A 17,745-nucleotide genomic window follows, 5' to 3' on the forward strand; every position below is an offset into this window, starting at 1 on the left:
CGGTAGACGCTGCATGGGCGTTGGCCGGCCGAGACGGCCCAGGTGTCACGACCTGGGCTCGCGCCATCGATGCGTGAGCCTGGTGAAGCGGGAGCGAAAGGTGTTGCGTCCGGCGCGGGCGTGCTCCGCCACGATGTGTCGTCCGGTGACGGCGGGTGCGGCGTCGCCCAGGGCAAGCAGGGTGGTGTCGTATGGGCATCCGGGGGCGCACCCTTCGGTACGGCGGTCGAGGGTGCCGGTGGCCAGGTGGTACAGGTGGGCCCCGTTGTCGCTGATTCCGGCAGGTGCGGCCACCATGGTGATGAACTGGGCCAGTTCGGCGGCCGCCGCCGCGGTGGAGAAGATGAAGACGTTCTCCTTGCGGCGCAGTGGATGGTCGGCTGGCAGGCCCGTGATGTAGGAGGGGTCTTCCAGCAAGCCGTCGCGTTCCATGGGGACGTACGCGGAGTCGTACTGGCCGAGGCATTCGAGGCAGGCGCGGCTGGGGGCGGCGATGTGGGCGCGCCATTCGGCACCTTGGAGACTGCCGCCGCGGGCGTCGACGCTGACCCCGCCGTCGACGACGGGGATGAGGTGCGCGTACGCCAGCTGGTTGAGGACGTGGCGCGGCCAAGGGCGGTCGACGCAGGAGAAGAGCACATCGCAGTCGGCGGCCGCCGCGAAGCCGTCCGGTTCGGTGATACTCGCTTCCAGCGCGGTGACCTGGAAGGCCGGGGCGGTGGCGGCTCGACGAGCTTCTCGTGCGGCGAGGCGGACCTTGGGCCGCTTCACACGGGCGTCGCGTGATGTGGCGTGCAGGAGGCGGTCGAGGTTGACGGTCTCCACGGTGTCGAAATCGAAGAGGGTGAGGCGGCCGATGCCGGTGCGCGCGAGCGCCTCGACGACCAGCATGCCGACCGAGCCGGTTCCGACCACACCGACATGGAGACGGGCCAGGGTGTCCTGGGTCTGTTGCCCCCATGCGGAGAGACTGCGTTGCTGCGCGCTCGTGACGGTCGGTGCGTGGACCAGAAGGCTGTTGAAGGTGACGGTGAATCCTTCGCCGACGACGCGGACGCTTTCGGCGTGAAGCGGCCGGTAACGCCGGGCTCCGTGTGCCTGCCAGATCCGGGCACTGTGCCCGCCGTCCCCTCCGGCGCAGGTCATCCCGAGCAGGGGGTGGCCGGTGAGCGCGAGGGCCTGCGCTGCGAAGGAGGCTTCGGCGTCATGGTCAACCTGGTTCAGACGCTGCCAGCCGCGTCCCTGGGGGTGGGAGTGGATCAGGCCGACACCGCAGCCTCGTTCTGCGGCCAGGGCTGCCGAACGCAGGAAGTAGGCACTGGTGAAATCGACGGTGCCGTGCACGATGCGCTCGCCCTCCAGGGGCAGCACGACATCGGCCAGCACCGCGGTGGTACGGCGGGCGCCGGTGGCCGGGCGCCACAGGACGAAACAGCAGTCCTCCTGCCCGTCGGTACGGCGAAGATGCTCGCCGAGCCGTCCGGCGAGGGCCGAGGGCACGGCCGCGCTGAACCGGGTGATCATGCCGCTGCTCGCTCGTCGAGCTGCGCGAACAGGGTGCGCAGGTGGCGTAGGTAGCCCTGGACGCTGCGGTCGGCGGCCCAGTTGGCGGCCGGACGGCTCCAGTACTCCCACTCCGTTCCCAGTCCGGAGGGGTGGACGGCCCCATGAGGGTGTCCGAGGCGCGGACTCACGTGCGGGCCGCTGGGCGGAGTCGTGGGAAAGTCCGCAGCGGTCGGCAGTCCGATCTTGACGGTCTGCCCGGCGTACGGGCCGGCCTCGACCGTGTAGTCGAAGACGATGAAGCCGTTCTGCTCCCGCGGTGCGTAACCGACTGCCTGGAGGCCTGCCTGCAGTGCGGCAGGCCCCCAGAGCGGCTCGGTCGTGGTCATGAGGTGGGCGTCGGCCCCGTGGACAGCGACACGAACTTCTCGTGCTCGTGCACGGTGATCGGCTCCTCGCCCCGTCCCTCGAAGGACTCCTGGTGACGGCCAGTGATCTTGACGAGGTAGTGGCTGGCGGGGTCGATTCCGGCCAGCCGCAGGATCTCGTTCGGCGTGGTGTGGCGGGGTACCCCGGAGACCGGCTCGCGGTCCACGGTGATGGTGACGGTCTTGGGGGCGGCGTCTGCCATAGCCATGGCGAGACCTCCTCTTCTCCCGGCGATGCCGGGTCAAGCGGGACACGGCCCGCGCGAGACCTGGGTCCCGTGAGCAGGCGCAATGACCAAGCGCACAATTTGCATGCACCAAGTTGGTGCATGCAAATCATCGATCTTGGGGCTGATGTTAGCATGCACCAAGCTTGTAAACGCAAATGATTCGTGAGGCGGCTGGTGGAGCTCTCCTACCTCGACGTAGAGCTGGCCCGGTCCTGCAACGACGACGCCCTTCGTGAACGCCGCTACGGCGCGGCTCTGGCCGCGGTACTGCGGCGGCGGCTGGCAGAGATCGACGCCGCGGCCCATCTGGCCGCCCTGGCATGCCTGCCGGCGGCCAGGCTGCGCCCTTGTCCGCGCGGGCCTGGTCTGCTGCTCGTCTCTCTGGGGCCGCATGCGGATCTGCATCTGCGTCCGCGCGCCGATCCCCTTCCTCGGCTCGCCGACGGAAGACTCGACTACGCGGGCGTCCGAGCCGTGATCGTCACGGATGTCCAGCCCGAACCCGCCGAGTTCGACTCCCGCCCCGCACCCCTCCATGCCCGAAGAGAGGCACCGTGATGACCCCCGGCGCTGACCCGACCGCGTACGCGCCCCAGACCGTCCCTTCGCCCGGGGAGACCCTGAAGGAGACCCTGGAGGTTCTGGGGATCCCGCAAGCCGACCTTGCTCGCCGAACCGGACTGTCCACCAAGCACATCAACCAGGTCATTCAGGGCACCGCTGCGCTGAGCCCCGACACCGCCCTGCTGCTGGAGCGCGCCACTGGCGTGCCCGCTGGACTGTGGAACGCGCGGGAGGCCGCCTGGCGCACCCAGCTCGCCCGTGAAGAGGAAGAGAGAGCACTGTCTGAACATCTCGGCTGGCTCGACCACTTCCCCCTGCGCGAGTTGGCCAGCCGAGACATCCTGCCCGACGGGTCCAAAAACGTGAGGAACCTGCGGTGTCTGCTCGATTTCTTCGGTGTGGCCACCCCCGAAGTCGCCCACAATGTGTGGCGCGGCTACCAGGCCGCGTTCCGTCGCTCCTCCGTGCTCAGCCCGAACGAATATGCGACAGCGGCCTGGCTGCGACTGGCTGAGCGCGAAGCACGCAAACCACACTGCGAGCCGTACGACCGGGCGGCGCTCACCGCCCTCCTGCCCCGCCTTCGCGAACTGACGCTGCAGGAGCAGGACATCTGGTCGGAGGAACTGCCGCGGCTCTGCGCCCAGGTGGGGGTGGCGCTGGTGTTCGTCCCGGCACTTGCCAAAACCAACATCTCCGGCGCGACGCGCTGGCTTACGTCCGACAAGGTCATGGTGGCCCTGAGCGACCGGTTCAAGACGGACGACCAGTTCTGGTTCAGTCTCTTCCACGAGCTCGCGCACGTCCTGCTGCACGGAAAGCGGCTGACCTTCATGGACGATCGCCACAACCTCTCGCCCGACAAGCGTCACGAAGACACCAGTGAAGACGAGGCGAACGCGTTCGCAGCCAGCGTCCTCGTGCCGCCCGAGTACGCCGCGGCATATCGACGACTGGCTGCCACCCGCTACCTCTCGCTAGCAGCCATCGAAGCCTTCGCCCGTAGCGCAGGCATCGCACCGGGGATCGTCGTTGGGCGCCTCCAACATGACCGGGTTTACGACTGGAGCAAAGGCAACAGTCTCAAGCGCAAGGTCACGCTCGGCTGACAGCGGCCAATGAGTCGTCCTCCCTGCGGGATCTCGGGAGGTCCTTGAATCCAGGAGGTGACCTCGCGGACAGATGGCGGCTTGGGGCCGGAGACGGGTGCATGTCCGCGCCCGGTTCGATAGCGCCGCAGATGACGCTGGACGGCCAACTCGCCACCGGGATAGCCCAGTTGCTGGATCTCGCGGTAGAGCTGGGCGGCGTTTCTGACACCTTCGTCCCAGCGCCGGTGCAAGTGGCCGACGTACGGATCGACGATATGCGCCCGTTGCAGGCTCTTGGTGACGACTTCGTCCGCGGAGCGGGCGTTGACCAGCTTGCGGACGGTGGCCTGGTGCAGCCCGAGTCTCCGGCCGATCGCCGCCTTGGACATGCCCTTCTCCCACAGTTCGTGGGCGGAGGCATGCTGCTCACGCAATCGAGTCACAATCTTCAGCTCCGCCGATGGCTGGACCTCCTCGGGCTCCGCCTCCAGGGCATCGGCATTACCGTCAGTTCCGGGAACTGGTTCGGTCAGGCGGGAACGATGGGCGTTCACCGACTTCTCGACCGCCTCTCCGAGGTTGGCCCAGAGGCGATAGCGACCTGCTCGGCCTGCGGTGCCCCGACCCGTGCACCTTCCGCGTAGCCGCCGGAACGGTCACGACAGATGACCTTTACCTCAGGGTGACCACGGAGCCAGGCAGCCAGGTCCTCTCCCTCACGTCCGCCGGAGAGGTGCAGTGGACCGTGGGTGGCCATGTCGATGAGCCACAGTGCCGTAGTGGCTGCCTTTACGGACGGCGAAGTCGTCGACACCGAGTATCTCCACCTCGCCGATCTCCGGTCGGGCAGAGCTCTGACCAGCCGCAGCAGCGTGTCCTTGTCCACGGTGATACCGGCCGCGGCCGCGAGTCGGACTCCTGTCCTGCCGGCCAGCGCCAGCCCGACCCGCGTTAACACCGCACGCAGCAGCGGGCTATAGCAACTGTGCGGGGTGGTCAGCCCCGCGATCTGTTCGGCGACGCTGTCGCGGATCGAATCCCTTACCCGGTGACTGACGGCGCTGAAGTCACCTACGCCGCACCGAGCGTGTCCGGTCGCTGCAGCGACTCTCGCTCGAACACGGCTTCAGGGCAGGTTGGCTGGCGGAGCGCCAAAGCGTGAGACAAGACACGGGCGCGGGACCGCAGTTGAGGATATTTGCCTCTATCCCGTCGACCGACGTGGCGAGAATCCTTGGTCGGGCCGCCTGATCATGACAGCCGGACGGCCTGGTGGAGTACGGCGACAGAACCGCGACGGTCGGCCGAACTCCCCTGCCGGTCACCGTCACCCCGTGGCGGACGAACCGCCCCGAGGGAAAGGAATCGCGTGCCCCCCACCACCCCCCACGTCTACCCGATACCGGCTGCGAGACGCTTAACCCGCATAGCCGTGGCCGCCGGACTGACGGCCGTACTCACCACGACCGGGCTGATACCCCTGGCTTTCGCCGCCGAGGGCCACTCCGCTGCCGAGAGATCCAAGTCCGCGCATGACAAGCTCGGTTCGGCGGACGCCGAGCTGCTCGCCGAGGCGGAGGCCACCGGCGAGAAGAACGTCACGATGATGATCGCCACCGCTCCGGGGAAGACCGAGCAGGTCGCCAAGGAGCTGGACGCGGTCAAGGGCGGCTCCGTCGGCCGCACTTACGACAAGCTCGGCTACGTCAGGGCCACCGTACCGACCGGCAGGGCGGACGCGGCCATAGACGCCGCCGTCAAGCTGTCCTCGGTGCACGCCATCGACCTGCGCGACGAGATACAGCTGGAAGATCCGTTGCCTGCTGCCCACAGGGTCAATGGCGCTGCCGTGAAGGCGACTTCGGACACCTATCCCGGTCCCGGCAAGGACACCCCGGCGGCGAACCCGTACAACCCGTCCTTCGAGACGGGCGCCGTCGACTTCGTGAGGAAGCACCCGAAGACGGACGGCCGCGGTGTCACCATCGGTGTCCTCGACACCGGAGTGGACCTCGCGAGCCCGGCGCTGCAGAAGACCACCACCGGCGAGCGGAAGATCGTCGACTGGGTGACAGCCACTGACCCGATCGTCGACGGTGACGGCACCTGGCGCGCGATGACGACCGACGTGTCCGGGCCGGCCTTCACCTACGGCGGCCAGAGCTGGAAGGCCCCTTCGGGCTCGTACCGCGTCAACGTCTTCCGTGAGTCCGTCACCAGGGGCGGCAGGGTCGAGGACGGCCTGACCGACGGCGACGCGAACCGCGACGGTGACACCACGGACAGCTGGGGCGTGCTGTACCGTCCGGCGGCCGGTACGGTCACCGTCGACCTGAACAATAACCACGACTTCACCGACGACGAGCCGATGAAGCCGTACAAGGACGCTCATCAGATCGGCTGGTTCGGCACTGACGACCCCGAGACTGACATCGCCGAGCGGCAGCCGTTCGTCGTGGAGATCCGCCAGGACGTACCCATGGACCCGCTCGGCGGCGACTGGGTCGGCAAGAAGTCCGACTTCGTCAACATCGGCGTCGTCAGCAAATATCACGGCACCCATGTCGCCGGTATCGCCGCGGCCAACGGCCTGTTCGGTGGCAAAATGAACGGCGCCGCGCCGGGGGCGAAGATCGTGTCGTCCCGCGCCTGCATCTTCGGGGCCGGCTGCACCAACGTCGCGTTGGTCGAGGGCATGATCGACCTGGTCGTCAACCGCGGCGTCGACATCGTCAACATGTCCATCGGCGGCCTGCCCGCGCTCAACGATGGCAACAATGCACGCGCCGAGTTGTACACGCGCCTCATCGACACTTACGGCGTCCAACTCGTGATCGCCGCCGGTAACTCCGGCCCCGGCGCCAACACGATCGATGACCCGGGCCTGGCCGACAAGGTGATCTCGGTCGGCGCCGGCGTCTCCAAGGGGACCTGGGCCGCCAACTATGGTTCCGAAGTGGAGAAGAAGTATGGCCTGTTCACCTTCTCCGCCCGCGGCCCCCGCGAGGACGGCGGGTTCGCACCGACCCTGGTAGCGCCCGGCTCGGCGGTCTCCTCCCGCCCGTCCTGGATGCCCGGCAGCCAGCTCTTCAAGCAGTACACGGGCTGGAGCCTGCCTGCCGGCTACACCATGTACCAGGGCACGTCCATGGCGTCCCCGCAGACGGCGGGCGCGAGCGCGTTGCTGCTGTCCGCTGCCGAGCAGCAGGGCACCGACCTCACCCCTGTGGAACTGCGCACGGCGCTCACCTCGACCGCCCGCCACGTCAAAGGACTTCAGGCGTACGAGGAGGGCGCGGGCCTGATCGACATCCAGGCTGCCTGGAAGGAGATCCAGGAGGGAGCGAACGCCCACGAGTACACCGTGCAGGCCCCGGTCGACACCGCACTCGACCAGGCACTGAAGACGCCCGGCTTCGGTACCGGGATCTACGACCGCGAGGGCGGTCTCAAGGTCGGCCAGAAGAAGACGTACGACGTCACCCTGACGCGTACCTCCGGCCCCGAAGGCCCGGTCCCGCACACACTGCGGCTGAAGAACAACAAGTCCCGCACCTTCTCTCTCCTCGGCTCGCAGACGGTGGCACTGCCGCTGAACCATCCGGTGACCGTGAAGGTCCAGGCCGCGCCGACATCCGAGGGCATCAAGAGCGCCCGTCTGGAGATCGATGACCCGACGACAGTGGGCGTCGACAAGCAGGTTCTGACGACCGTAGTGGTCTCCACACCGGCCGAGTACACCTACTCCGCCTCGGGATCGGTGCAGCGCAACAGCACGAAAACCTACTTCGTGACCGTCCCCGAAGGCGCCAACAGCCTGGAGATCAGGCTCGGCGGCCTGAAGGGCGGTAGCCGGACGGTGGCGAGCGCGATCCAGCCGTACGGCCTGCCCGTCAAGGACGACGACCCCGCCACGCCCGAGGTGGCCGCGTACCCGGACCCGCAGGCCGGTGTTTGGGAGATAGCGGTCCAGTCGTCCTACGCCTCGAAGCTGCTCGACAATCCGTACGACCTGGACGTCACCGTGTACCGCACCTCCTTCGACCCGGAGCCCGCGACCGTGCCGGAGGCCAAGGCGGGCACTCCGGCCGCCGTTTCCTGGACGGCCGAGAACAAGTACGCACCGGTGAACGGCACCGTCAAGGGCGGCCCGCTCGGCTCGTCGCGGACCACACGTCCCACCATCGCCACCGGCGACACACAGACCACCACGGTCGAGGTGCCCGAGGGCACCACGTCACTGGACGTCGCCATCGGCAACCCCTCGGACAAGGCCACCGACCTGGACCTGAGGGTGTACAACGCCGACGGTGACCTCGTCGGCATGGACGCTGACAGCGACGCCGAGGAGTCGGTCTCCGTGTCTCGTCCGCCCGTCGGCACCTACACGATCGAGGTGGTGGGCTTCGACATCGAATCCGGTTCCACCGCCTACGACTACCGCGACCTGTTCTTCTCCACCGCCCTTGGCTCGCTTACCCCGGACGATGCCGGGCCGGTGCTGCTCGGCACGGGCGCCTCGGCGACCGTTTCCGCACACGTCACGGCCGCGGCCGCGGCACCGGAGCGCCGCAGGCTCTTCGGCGAGGTGCACCTGCTCAACGACCGCGGGACCTTCGTGGGCAAGGGCACTGTCGAGATCGGGAAGGTGACGCCGTAGACGCGGGTGACGCCACCGCCTCACGCCTGCCCGGCTGAGGCACCAGCCACCTCCACGTCAGTGCCCGGGACGGCTCCGACCGCCCTGGGCACTGACGTTCGAGCTCGGCGCCCAGGCCGCCCACTGTGACTCGCGGCTGCTGTCGGCCGTCCGTGATCCTTTGCACGGTGCCAGGCGGGCGGTATGTCGGCGGTGGCCTGTCCATCCATCCTGACTCAATGTCAGCCGACCAGCCATGGCGTTGACGGCTGCGGCGGTGGCAGTGGCCCGGAGGTCATCAGATGGGACGCCTACCTGATGAACGTGGCGTCCCCGCACCCTTCCACAGGGTACGCGCGGTGCTGTCTACGCTCAGGCGACTGTCACTGCCCTCATCGACGATCGCGCCGACGCACAGGTCGGACTCCTCCAGGCCTCGTCACCGCTCGCCAACCAGCTCTCCACACCTTCGGCATTCGGGGGCACCCCCATGCCCAGGCCGGTGATATCCGCGCCTCTGCCTGGCACATTGAACTGCGCGACGCCGTCACCTCCTGGGCCCACGCACGCGGCATCCCGGTCGTGTAAATGTGTGATTCTTGGATGGCGTTTGGCCCCGGGCCAGGTTCAAGGACGCCTTCGTCATCGCCGACCAGGCTCGTATGCGCACCGACCTCGGTGTCCTGCGGCCCGGCGACGATATATCGGTCGACCTGCGCACGTTGGTTACCCGCCGCACCGATCTGATCTGCGACCGGACTCGCCAGATTAACCGCCTGCGCGCCCAACTCTTTGAAATCTTCCCTGGGTTGGAACGCTCGTTGGACGGTGATGGCCCTCGATGAGGAGAAGCGTCCGCCGGGCCGCGGCTGCTCGGGGCGGGGGACCCCAGAACATCCTCAGCCGGAGGGTGACCGCAGTCGTTGCCCGGCTTGAACGAGAAGGTGTACAGCGTGTGGTGGCACGGCTGGGCGGACCGTCCGCCGCCTGCTCCGCGCGGGAGGTGCTGGTCTGCGCGGCGCGCGCGGTTCGCCGTAGCGTACTTCCCAGTCGGCAGGACCGCTGCGGCACTCACCCGGAAGATGTGAACGCGGCTGCCACCCCGGCGCCGGGGTCTGCCCTGCCCCACGATGACGGTATTCACGCTGCGGTCAGTGATCAGTGGCGCGCAGTCCGGCCAGCAGAATGACGAGTAGGTGTTCGGTTCGTTGGAGTGAGGCGTCGGTTGTGTGGGTGAGGAGCTGGTAGAGGACGGAGCCGATGAGGGCGTCGGCGACCGCTTCCACGTCGACGTCGGCGCGGAAATCGCCGCTCGTCACTCCCTCGCGCAGGCAGCTCACGACGGCCTCGTGCTGTGCGCGGGTGTGATGCCGGTACAGGCTTTCGGCGTCGTGCGGGCTCTCGGCGGCGGCAGCGGTCAACGCCAGGATCATGGCCGCGTGGCGCGGGTCGCCGACCGATGTGGCGTAGGCGCGGAACCAGGAGGTCAGCTGCTGGGCGGCGCCTTCGGTGATGTGCCGGCCGGGCAGGCGGATGCCCGGTGCGGCAGTGAGGAAGCTGTGCAGGACGGCGTCGCCGACGAGGGCTGCTTTGGAGGACCACCGGCGGTAGAGCGTGGGTTTGCCGACCCCGGCCGCGGCGGCGACCTTCTCCATCGACAGACCGGCGTAACCGTCGCGCAGGAGGGCCTCCCGCGCCGCGTCGAGGATGGCCTCGTCCCTGCCCGCGTCTCGGGGCCGCCCGGGCCGTCGTACCTCATCCATAGCGGCCCATCCTACGAGAGGTGTACTGTCCCGTTACGAAACGTATCGTAACGTTATTGGGAGGTGCTTGTGGGCATGAACGTGGTCGTCGTCATCGGTGTGGGCGGAATGGGAGAGGCCATCGCCCGGCGCCAGGGCGCGGGCAACAAGGTGCTGCTCGCCGACTTCAACGAGGAGACACTCGCCTCCGTTGCGAATCTGCTGCGCGGGCAGGGGCACGACATCGTCACGCAGTCGGTGGACGTCTCCTCACGTACTTCGGTCGCCGCTCTCGCGGACACCGCGGCTGGGCTCGGCCCCGTCGTCCAGGTCGTGCACACTGCGGGGCTCTCTCCCGTCCAGGCCCCCGCCGCCGCTGTCCTCAAGGTGGACCTGCTCGGCACGGCGTTGGTCCTGGAGGAGTTCGGGCGGGTCGTCGCGCCCGGCGGAGCCGGCCTGGTGATCTCCAGCATCGCCGGACACATGCTGCCCGTCCCCCTGAGTACGGAGCAGGAACAGGCTCTCGCCCACACGCCCGCCGACGATCTGCTGGACTTGCCCTTCACCGATCCGCAGGTCGTGGGACAGGGTGCCTATGGACTGGCCAAGTACGGCAACCAGCTACGGGTCCAGGCCGCCAGCACCACCTGGGGCGCGCGGGGAGCCCGGATCAACTCCATCAGCCCCGGCGTGATCGCGACCCCCATGGGACAGCAGGAGCTCGACGGGGACAACGGCCGGATCATGCGCGCCATGATCTCCGCGTCCGGAACCGGCCGCCTGGGCACTCCCGACGACATCGCCGAGGCTGCCTCCTTCCTGCTCGGCCCCGGCGCCACCTTCATCACCGGCAACGACCTGCTCGTGGACGGCGGTGTCGTCGCGGCCATCCGCGGCGGCCGTCTCACTCTGGGTTCCTGACTCGGAAGACCTGGGCACAGCGCCCTTCCTGTGCCCCGGCCCTCGTCCGCCGTCTCCCCGACGACCATCAACTATCGGCCGGTCCGCAAGTGCCCGTATGTATGAGGAGAAACCATGAGCCTGGTGCCGCCCCCGTTCGACCCCGAACTCGCCGCCGTTCTGGAGGTTGTCGCCGAGACGCTTCCTTCGACTTTCACGATCGACATGGTGGCCGCGGTACGCCAGGGCATAGCGGCGGCCAGGCCAGGTCCGGAGGCACTGAACCAGGACGGGTTCTTCGAGGTGGAAGACCGGATCGTGCCGGGCCCCGAGGGTGCGCCCGACATCTCGCTGCTGATCGGCCGCCCGGCCGCGTCCGCCGGTGTTCGCCCGGTCTTCTACCACGTCCACGGCGGTGGAATGGTCCTCGGCGACAACCGGACCGGGGTCGACATGGTGCTCGGCTGGGCGCGGGAGCTGGACGCGGTGGTGGTGTCCGTGGAGTACCGCCTGGCGCCCGAGAACCCGTACCCGGCTGCGATCGAGGACGTCTACGCCGGTCTGGTGTGGACGGCGGAGCACGCGAAGGAGATCGGCGGAGACCCAGAGCGGATCGTCATCGTGGGTGCCAGTGCGGGCGGCGGCCTGACCGCGGCGCTGGCCCTGCTGGCCCGGGACCGCAAGGGTCCGCGGCCGATCGGCCAGCTGTTGATGTGCCCGATGCTGGACGACCGCAATGACACGGTGTCCAGCCGCCAGATGGCGGGCCTGGGTGTATGGGATCGCGCCTCCAACGAGATGGGCTGGTCCGCGCTGCTCGGCGACCGGTGCGGCGGCCCGAACGTGCCCGCTTACGCCGCCCCGGCCCGGGCCGAAGACCTGTCCGGGCTGCCTCCGGCCTTCCTGGACATCGGCTCCGCGGAGACCTTCCGGGATGAGACCGTTGCGTACGCCTCGCGGATCTGGCAGGCGGGTGGGGTCGCCGAACTCCACGTGTGGCCCGGCGGTTTCCACGGCTACGACATGATGGCACCGCACGCCGAGGTGTCCCGGGCGACCCAGGCGGCACGACTGCGATGGCTGGGCCGACTACTCGGGGAATGAGGAAACACGCGGTACAGCGCACCGTGAACGGACGAGAGAGCTTGCCGGCGCCTGACCGCGCCGACTCCGGACGCCGGTGCCACGCCGGGGGCCGGCGCCCTCACCGGCCGGATCCGCTCGATGGACGACTTCGCGGACAACGACTGGCGCAAGACCAACCCGCGTTTCATGGGCGAGGACTTCCAGCGCAACCTGCGCGTCGCCGACGAGGTCACGGCCGTCGCGTCGCCGATGAGGCCGGCGCTACCCCGGCCCAGGTTGCCCTGGCGTGGCTGCTGGCTCAGGGCGACGACATTGCCCCTATCCCCGGCACCAAGCGCGTCGAGGAGAACACCGCCACCGACGGCGTCGAACTGAGCCCCGAGCAGCTCGACAACCTCACCTCGGGAGCAGGCGGCAGGCGCAACGAGGCGGGTAAGCGGTTCCTGGAACGTTAATCTCACCCATCCCATGACCCGCGCCGAGTCTGGCTGGCTGGTGATCCCAGCCGCGTAGCGACACCACGAAGGAGAATGATGCGAGAGCACCCCGTGCAGGAACAGCAAGAAGCGAGCCCTCAGATCCAGGCGCGCGTCCGGGACAGCTTCGCCCGCCAGGGCCTAATGCGCCACCTCGGTGCTGTGATCACCGAAATTGCCCCGGGCCGTGTCCGTATCGTCTTGCCGAGCCGACCCGAAGTGACCCAGCAGCATGGCTATATCCACGCCGGCGCCACCAGCGCCATTGCGGACAGTGCCGGCGGCTATGCCGCACTCACCCTGTTCCCCGAGAACAGCGAAGGCCTCACGGTCGAGTACAAGCTCAACCTCCTATCGCCCGCCCTTGGCGATCAGATCGAAGCAGTGGGCACGGTCTTGAAGTCAGGACGCACGCTCACCGTGTGCCGACTGGAAGTGTTCGGAATACGCGACGGGCAGGCCAAGCTCGTCGCGACCGGTCAACAGACCATGATCCGCGTGGACACCCCCGCACTGTAGGCGAGCGGCGGATACAGTAAGGCAGATTGCCCTCCGTCGTGCTTCACTGCGCCTCCTTTTGCCTGCGAGGCTCGCGACGTTCTCCACCCCCGCACCGGCCAGACACCACCGGCCGGCCCACCGGGCAGGGATGCTCAACCGGTTCATCGCACCTCTGTTCCTGCGCTATCGAGAGGGACAGCCACCACAAGTCCTCATAACCCGTGGCCACGCGCAGCAGATCGGCCCGTTCGAGCAGCGTCCGGATCTGACCGGCCAGTCGCTCAAGCCGCTGCCAGCACTCTCTTGCGGACGCGGCGGCGCCGCACCAGCCCTCGCCGGGAGCCGTCGGTCTGCCCCGCTCGCCTTCGCCGCTCAGGTAGTCGATGAGAAGTAAGACAGCGTGCCGGACGGTGCCCGAACCGCTTTGCTCCCGGTGGGGAAAGTGGAATGAGCCCAGCACCCGGGCGTCGCTGATGCCTTCGGGCACCACCAGGCTGGCGTCTTTCAGCTGGTGCTCCAGGTGCAGCCCCAACGTCTCGGCCACGTGGGCCCCTTCGCGGGCGAGACGGGTGCTGAACCACTGCCGCTCCGCCTCGTCCAGGTCGCAGACGTGGACCACAGCCCGGTCGGCGAGCATGCCGACCACCCGCACCGCCTCGTCGCCGGGCCGGTGCAGTGAGCGCAGCCAGCCCTCGGGATCCTGCCCCGGACCACGCCCATTGCCACTCTTCTTCCAGCGGCACACTGCGCGGCAACAGCTGCAGCAGGCGGGCATGGTGGATCTTCAGCAGTATCGGCAGATCGTGCGCACCGTCTTTCAGATCATCGACGCGGCCCTCGAGTTCACTCGGCACTCCGCGCTCGCACAGCGTCCTCAACCCGGCGACCAGCGCACGCAGCTCAGGCTGTGACTGGGTCACCGGGATCTCGGCCTCCGCGGCGGCCGAGCGCACCGCGCCAACCACCTGCCCCAGCCGCGCCCCGGGAGGAAGACCCGGGCACGTGCACCAGATTCGGCTCGACCGTCAGCATGCAGCCCAGCGCCTATCCAGCACCACACGCACCGCCGCGGCATGTCGGTGCAACGCTTCGACGAGCTCATTGTCCCGCCCGCCGACCAGCCAGGTCTGCCCCCGAAGCCGTCGTCCGTTTCGGGAGCACGTGTCACATTCGCCGACGAAAACGGCTCCGCCAGCATTCACCCCGCCCAGGCGAAGCAGTCACTGTAGGGCAGGTGAGGGGGGAGGGAAGCATGAGGGCAAGCGCGTCGAGCTGTGCAATCCGCTCACCCGGTTCGTCCTCGCAGCCGACTGGCCGCTCGTCACCTGGACCCAGGCGGAGCGCGCGAAGGGCTGGGCGTGGGGTCTGAAGATCATCGGGTCGTTCCACACCACGCGCACGGCACAACGCCGGTCGGCTGAGGGGTCATGCTGCGGACCGGACGCGGCTCAATTGTCGCCAAGATCGATGACCCTCCTGAACGGCTACCCAGCGTCTGCCTACGAGGTCTCCTCCCCGAACGCCCGCCGCACCTGCTCCGCGATCAGCGGGTACACCTCGCGGGCCCTGGCCTCGTCCTGGGTGTCGTAACCGTGGTCGGCGCCCGCTACGTCGTGATGGCCGATCAGAGATCCGGCCGTGCGGAGGCGGTCGGCGTAGGCCACGCCCTCGGCCCTGAGGAGGTCGTGCTCGGCGGTGATGACGAAGGCCGGCGCGATGCCCTTCAAGTCGGCGGTGTCCGAGGGATGCGCGGGCGAGATAAGACGGTCGCTCCGCTGCTTCGGGTCCGGGACGTACGCGCTGTCGAAGACGTCCGCCATCCACGGGCGCAGTGCCGGCTTGGCGATCACGGCCCGCTTGTCGCGGCCGGCGGTGGCGAGGTCGAGCGGCGGATAGTGCAGGACCTGGAGGGCGATTGACGGACCGCCCTCCTCCAGCGCCTGGCGGGCCACCGCCGCCGCGAGAGCGCCGCCCGCGCTCTGGCCGCCCACGGAGAGCCGCCCGCTGTCCCAGCCGTGCTCGCCCCCGTGCCCTGCGACCCACCGGACGACCTCGAACGCCTGCCGGGGCGGCGCCGGGAACGGGTGCTGCGGAGCGACCACATAGTCCACGTTGAGCACGGCCACACCCGCCTCGACGACTATGCACCGGCACAGCGCGTCGTCCAGCTCGATCTGCGGCAGGACGTACCCGCCGCCGTGGAAGTTGACGTGGACCGGCGGGGAAGGGGCGCCCTCGGCCCCAGCGGGCAGGTACAGCACGGCGCGAGCGGGCCCGACCTCGGTCGGGATGGTCAGCTCACGCTTGGTGCACGTGTACTCGGGCAGACGGGCGAACCACGAGGCCTGTGAACCCCGCCCGCTTGCACGGCTGTTCGCCAACACTGCGACACGTTGCATGGCCTTGGCCACAAAGGCGGCTACCGCCGGACGGGCGAGAAGGGGCACGGGAGTCTCCGTTCGATCCGAGGGCGCTCGATCACCACCGGAAGCGCACCTTGATTGAGGAGAACAATAATCAGGAATCCTGTCAATCGATGGCCGACGTTACCGAGTCTCTGTCGTTTCGGCCACCGCGAGTCCGATGAATTTACTTGAGTCAGGCAACAAGATGCTGAGGGGATCCCGCGCCCCCTCGCCGCTCCCTTCCGGCCCCGCTTCCCCGGAAGTGGTCGCGATCGAGCGAGTCATGACTCGCGTCACCTGCCTCGGCACCCAGGCCCGTGCCGACCGGAGGTGGCCGCACCCGCTCGGTCGGGCTCGTCCGGGTCGTCGCGCCGACCTGGTTGTGTACCGGCCGGCGCGGCGGCGAGGCGGCCCGCCTCCGTGCCGGCCGCTCTTCCGTCGGTGGCATGACGGTCCGCCCCGCCCGGGGTGCCTCCGAAGTGGTTTTCGCGCGTCGCCGCCCGGCCTCCTCGGCGCTCCCACCCGCAGGGCCGGCAGCTCATTCGCCAGGCATGTCGGCCCGCCAGGAGGCCGCAGATTCTCATGTAAATGCCGAATTCAACCTCTGATTAATCGGCATGGATGCGATCTTGCCTTGATCGTCCAGCGCCCACGCGGGTGAGTCGGTGCTGATGGTGGTCGCGAAATCACTTCACTCCGATACCTACCAACTAGTTGGGAGCTTGTGTTCTACTATGCCCACCCGATGGCGGAAACATGTCGTTCACCGCCCGGTATCCCCGTAGCAAAGGTGCTTCGAGAGGTGTTCCCATGCCGCACCAGCCGCTGATTCCAGCCACACCCGCCAGAGCGGACCGCTCCCCAGGCCCGTACAAGATCGCCGTACTCGGCGGTCTCGCTTCCTATCTGGACGCTGCCACGATCGTCTCGACGGCGGTTTCCCTCGTCCTGTTCCAGTTCGCGTTCGGGCTCACTCCGCTGACGATCGGCATCCTCTCCGGACTGCTGACCGTGACCATCGCGATCGGTGCCGCGATCGGCGGCCGGCTCGGCGACCTCGTCGGTCGCAAGCGGGTCTACACGCTCGATCTGCTGGTGTTCACCGCCGGCGTCGCGGTGCTTTTCAGCGCGGTCAACACGCCCATGCTGTACGTCGGAGTCATCGTCGCAGGCCTCGCCATGGGCGCCGACCTGCCGACATCACTCGCGCTGATCGCCGAGAACTCGCCCGACGGACTCAAGGGCCGCATGGTGAGTGTCACCTCGCTGCTGTGGCTGGGCGGCGTCGTGGTGGTCTCCCTGCTGGCCGGAGTCGTGGCGCCGTACGGAGTGACCGGCGCCCGGATCCTCTACGCACACGTCCTCGTGGTGGCGATCGTCACCTGGTTCCTGCGCCGTTCGCTGCACGAGTCCACCGAGTGGCAGGCGGCACGCACCCCCGGAAAGGCGGGGGCGCTCGGTGACGAGCGTTCGATGCGTGCCCTGCTGCACCCGAGGCTGCTGGTGCCGCTGCTGGTCACCGCCCTGTACTGCGCCTTCTGGAGCTTCACTGCGAACACCGTCGGTGCCTTTCTGGGCTTCCTCTACGTCAACGTCGCGCATGTCTCCCTCAGCCAGGCGTCGCTGCTGGGGCTGGTGTCCGTGCCCTTCACCCTCGTGAGCGCGTTCGTCTTCCTCAAGGTCGCGGACTCCCGGGCCCGCCGGGCGCTCTTCGTCTTCGGCTCGGTGGTCCAGATCGTCGCCTGTGCGGCACCACTGGTCATGGGGTTCACCTCGGTGTCGTTGTTCCTGCTGGGCACCGGCTTCGGCATCGGCGGCGCGTTCGCCGGCGAGGGGATCTACCGGGTGTGGTCGCAGGAGTTCTTTCCGACCCTGTTGCGCGGGACGGCCCAGGGAATCACCTCCGGCATCAGCCGGGGCCTGTGCGCCGGCTTCGCCGTCATCACCCCGACGATCGCCGTCAGCAACCCACGACTCCTCATCGGTCTGCTCGTCGTCTTCCTCGTGGTCAGCGGCCTGATCGGCGCTCTCGCCGTCCCCGCTCTCGAACGTTCCCGGCGCACCGCGCCGTGGGACCGGGAACCCGCCGGGAACGACACGATCGTCGCCGACCCGGTCGGTGTGCCCGGCACCGCCTGACCGTATCCCGTTCCTGCAACGCACCCAACGGAGCAATTCTC

At 68.4% G+C, this 17,745-nt stretch carries 15 protein-coding genes and 3 pseudogenes; 11 read left to right on the forward strand and 7 right to left on the reverse strand.

Annotated features, from left to right (window positions below; all coding sequences use genetic code 11):
- Positions 1–45: 45 nt before the first annotated feature.
- Genes J8M51_RS27670 through J8M51_RS27680 form a run of 3 tightly spaced genes read right to left on the reverse strand, consistent with a single transcriptional unit; the run spans position 46 to position 2,140 of the window.
- Positions 46–1,524 (reverse strand): ThiF family adenylyltransferase, encoded by a 1,479-nt coding sequence (locus tag J8M51_RS27670; RefSeq protein WP_179203077.1) that lies wholly within the window; start codon positions 1,522–1,524, stop codon positions 46–48.
- Positions 1,521–1,892, reverse strand: coding sequence for a hypothetical protein (locus J8M51_RS27675; RefSeq protein WP_179203076.1), 372 nt, complete (start codon positions 1,890–1,892; stop codon positions 1,521–1,523). The genes J8M51_RS27670 and J8M51_RS27675 overlap by 4 nt, the downstream gene beginning before the upstream one ends.
- The gene (locus tag J8M51_RS27680) at positions 1,889–2,140 is read right to left on the reverse strand and encodes a hypothetical protein (RefSeq protein ID WP_179203075.1); all 252 of its coding nucleotides are present in this window, start codon (positions 2,138–2,140) and stop codon (positions 1,889–1,891) included. Before J8M51_RS27680 ends, J8M51_RS27675 begins: the two co-directional genes overlap by 4 nt.
- Before the next feature lie 183 nt (positions 2,141–2,323).
- Here J8M51_RS27680 and J8M51_RS27685 point away from each other — a divergent pair, with 183 nt between their 5' ends.
- Entirely contained in the window at positions 2,324–2,719 is a 396-nt protein-coding gene (locus J8M51_RS27685) for a hypothetical protein (RefSeq protein WP_179203074.1), read from the forward strand.
- The gene (locus J8M51_RS27690; RefSeq protein WP_086755552.1) at positions 2,719–3,834 is read left to right on the forward strand and encodes an ImmA/IrrE family metallo-endopeptidase; all 1,116 of its coding nucleotides are present in this window, start codon (positions 2,719–2,721) and stop codon (positions 3,832–3,834) included. The genes J8M51_RS27685 and J8M51_RS27690 overlap by 1 nt, the downstream gene beginning before the upstream one ends.
- Here the strand turns inward: J8M51_RS27690 and J8M51_RS27695 are convergent.
- Entirely contained in the window at positions 3,783–4,370 is a 588-nt protein-coding gene (locus J8M51_RS27695) for a hypothetical protein (protein WP_143673165.1), read from the reverse strand. The two genes, J8M51_RS27690 and J8M51_RS27695, sit on opposite strands and share 52 nt — an antisense overlap.
- A gap of 878 nt (positions 4,371–5,248) precedes the next feature.
- Here J8M51_RS27695 and J8M51_RS27700 point away from each other — a divergent pair.
- Together J8M51_RS27700 and J8M51_RS27705 are read left to right on the forward strand one after the other, a co-directional pair.
- On the forward strand, positions 5,249–8,476 hold the full coding sequence (locus tag J8M51_RS27700) for a S8 family serine peptidase (protein WP_256964545.1): 3,228 nt from the start codon (positions 5,249–5,251) through the stop codon (positions 8,474–8,476).
- 608 nt (positions 8,477–9,084) lie between these two features.
- Positions 9,085–9,276: pseudogene (locus J8M51_RS27705) on the forward strand (IS110 family transposase); the annotation flags it as partial.
- 330 nt (positions 9,277–9,606) lie between these two features.
- Here the strand turns inward: J8M51_RS27705 and J8M51_RS27710 are convergent.
- Positions 9,607–10,218, reverse strand: a complete 612-nt coding sequence (locus tag J8M51_RS27710; RefSeq protein WP_086755541.1) for a TetR/AcrR family transcriptional regulator — start codon at positions 10,216–10,218, stop codon at positions 9,607–9,609.
- A gap of 69 nt (positions 10,219–10,287) precedes the next feature.
- Between J8M51_RS27710 and J8M51_RS27715 the strand changes: the two genes are divergently transcribed.
- From J8M51_RS27715 to J8M51_RS27730, 4 genes and pseudogenes are all read left to right on the forward strand, one after another.
- Positions 10,288–11,118, forward strand: coding sequence for an SDR family oxidoreductase (locus J8M51_RS27715; protein WP_086755540.1), 831 nt, complete (start codon positions 10,288–10,290; stop codon positions 11,116–11,118).
- Positions 11,119–11,232: 114 nt separating this feature from the next.
- Positions 11,233–12,201, forward strand: a complete 969-nt coding sequence (locus tag J8M51_RS27720; protein ID WP_086755539.1) for an alpha/beta hydrolase — start codon at positions 11,233–11,235, stop codon at positions 12,199–12,201.
- 87 nt (positions 12,202–12,288) lie between these two features.
- A pseudogene (locus J8M51_RS27725) lies at positions 12,289–12,638 on the forward strand (aldo/keto reductase); the annotation flags it as partial.
- 165 nt (positions 12,639–12,803) lie between these two features.
- Complete coding sequence (locus tag J8M51_RS27730) at positions 12,804–13,178, forward strand: PaaI family thioesterase (RefSeq protein ID WP_398857417.1); 375 nt, start codon at positions 12,804–12,806, stop codon at positions 13,176–13,178.
- 43 nt (positions 13,179–13,221) lie between these two features.
- Here the strand turns inward: J8M51_RS27730 and J8M51_RS27735 are convergent, their stop codons facing one another.
- Positions 13,222–13,797, reverse strand: coding sequence for a DUF2398 family protein (locus tag J8M51_RS27735; RefSeq protein WP_256964542.1), 576 nt, complete (start codon positions 13,795–13,797; stop codon positions 13,222–13,224).
- On the opposite strand from J8M51_RS27735, the gene J8M51_RS27740 reads away from it, so the two are divergent.
- Positions 13,796–14,071, forward strand: coding sequence for a hypothetical protein (locus tag J8M51_RS27740; RefSeq protein WP_256964539.1), 276 nt, complete (start codon positions 13,796–13,798; stop codon positions 14,069–14,071). The two genes, J8M51_RS27735 and J8M51_RS27740, sit on opposite strands and share 2 nt — an antisense overlap.
- A 346-nt stretch (positions 14,072–14,417) precedes the next feature.
- Positions 14,418–14,561: pseudogene (locus tag J8M51_RS27745) on the forward strand (catechol 2,3-dioxygenase); the annotation flags it as partial.
- 98 nt (positions 14,562–14,659) lie between these two features.
- Here J8M51_RS27745 and J8M51_RS27750 read toward each other — a convergent pair.
- Positions 14,660–15,607 carry an alpha/beta hydrolase fold domain-containing protein gene (locus J8M51_RS27750; RefSeq protein WP_086755538.1) on the reverse strand — a complete coding sequence of 316 codons (948 nt, stop codon included), beginning with the start codon at positions 15,605–15,607 and terminating at the stop codon, positions 14,660–14,662.
- Positions 15,608–16,375: 768 nt separating this feature from the next.
- On the opposite strand from J8M51_RS27750, the gene J8M51_RS27755 reads away from it, so the two are divergent.
- Complete coding sequence (locus J8M51_RS27755) at positions 16,376–17,704, forward strand: MFS transporter (RefSeq protein ID WP_179203072.1); 1,329 nt, start codon at positions 16,376–16,378, stop codon at positions 17,702–17,704.
- Positions 17,705–17,745 lie beyond the last annotated feature (41 nt).

Origin of the sequence: Streptomyces griseiscabiei (assembly GCF_020010925.1) — a bacterium.
Classification (GTDB): domain Bacteria; phylum Actinomycetota; class Actinomycetes; order Streptomycetales; family Streptomycetaceae; genus Streptomyces; species Streptomyces griseiscabiei.

Bases quoted from the DNA above. Each gene is read 5' to 3' on its own strand.
- J8M51_RS27670 (WP_179203077.1), bottom strand. From the start codon at position 1,524: ATGATCACCCGGTTCAGCGCGGCCGTGCCCTCGGCCCTCGCCGGACGG.
- J8M51_RS27675 (WP_179203076.1), bottom strand. From the start codon at position 1,892: ATGACCACGACCGAGCCGCTCTGGGGGCCTGCCGCACTGCAGGCAGGC.
- J8M51_RS27680 (WP_179203075.1), bottom strand. From the start codon at position 2,140: ATGGCTATGGCAGACGCCGCCCCCAAGACCGTCACCATCACCGTGGAC.
- J8M51_RS27690 (WP_086755552.1), top strand. From the start codon at position 2,719: ATGACCCCCGGCGCTGACCCGACCGCGTACGCGCCCCAGACCGTCCCT.
- J8M51_RS27710 (WP_086755541.1), bottom strand. From the start codon at position 10,218: ATGGATGAGGTACGACGGCCCGGGCGGCCCCGAGACGCGGGCAGGGAC.
- J8M51_RS27720 (WP_086755539.1), top strand. From the start codon at position 11,233: ATGAGCCTGGTGCCGCCCCCGTTCGACCCCGAACTCGCCGCCGTTCTG.
- J8M51_RS27730 (WP_398857417.1), top strand. From the start codon at position 12,804: ATGCGCCACCTCGGTGCTGTGATCACCGAAATTGCCCCGGGCCGTGTC.
- J8M51_RS27740 (WP_256964539.1), top strand. From the start codon at position 13,796: ATGCCGACCACCCGCACCGCCTCGTCGCCGGGCCGGTGCAGTGAGCGC.
- J8M51_RS27735 (WP_256964542.1), bottom strand. From the start codon at position 13,797: ATGCTCGCCGACCGGGCTGTGGTCCACGTCTGCGACCTGGACGAGGCG.
- J8M51_RS27755 (WP_179203072.1), top strand. From the start codon at position 16,376: ATGCCGCACCAGCCGCTGATTCCAGCCACACCCGCCAGAGCGGACCGC.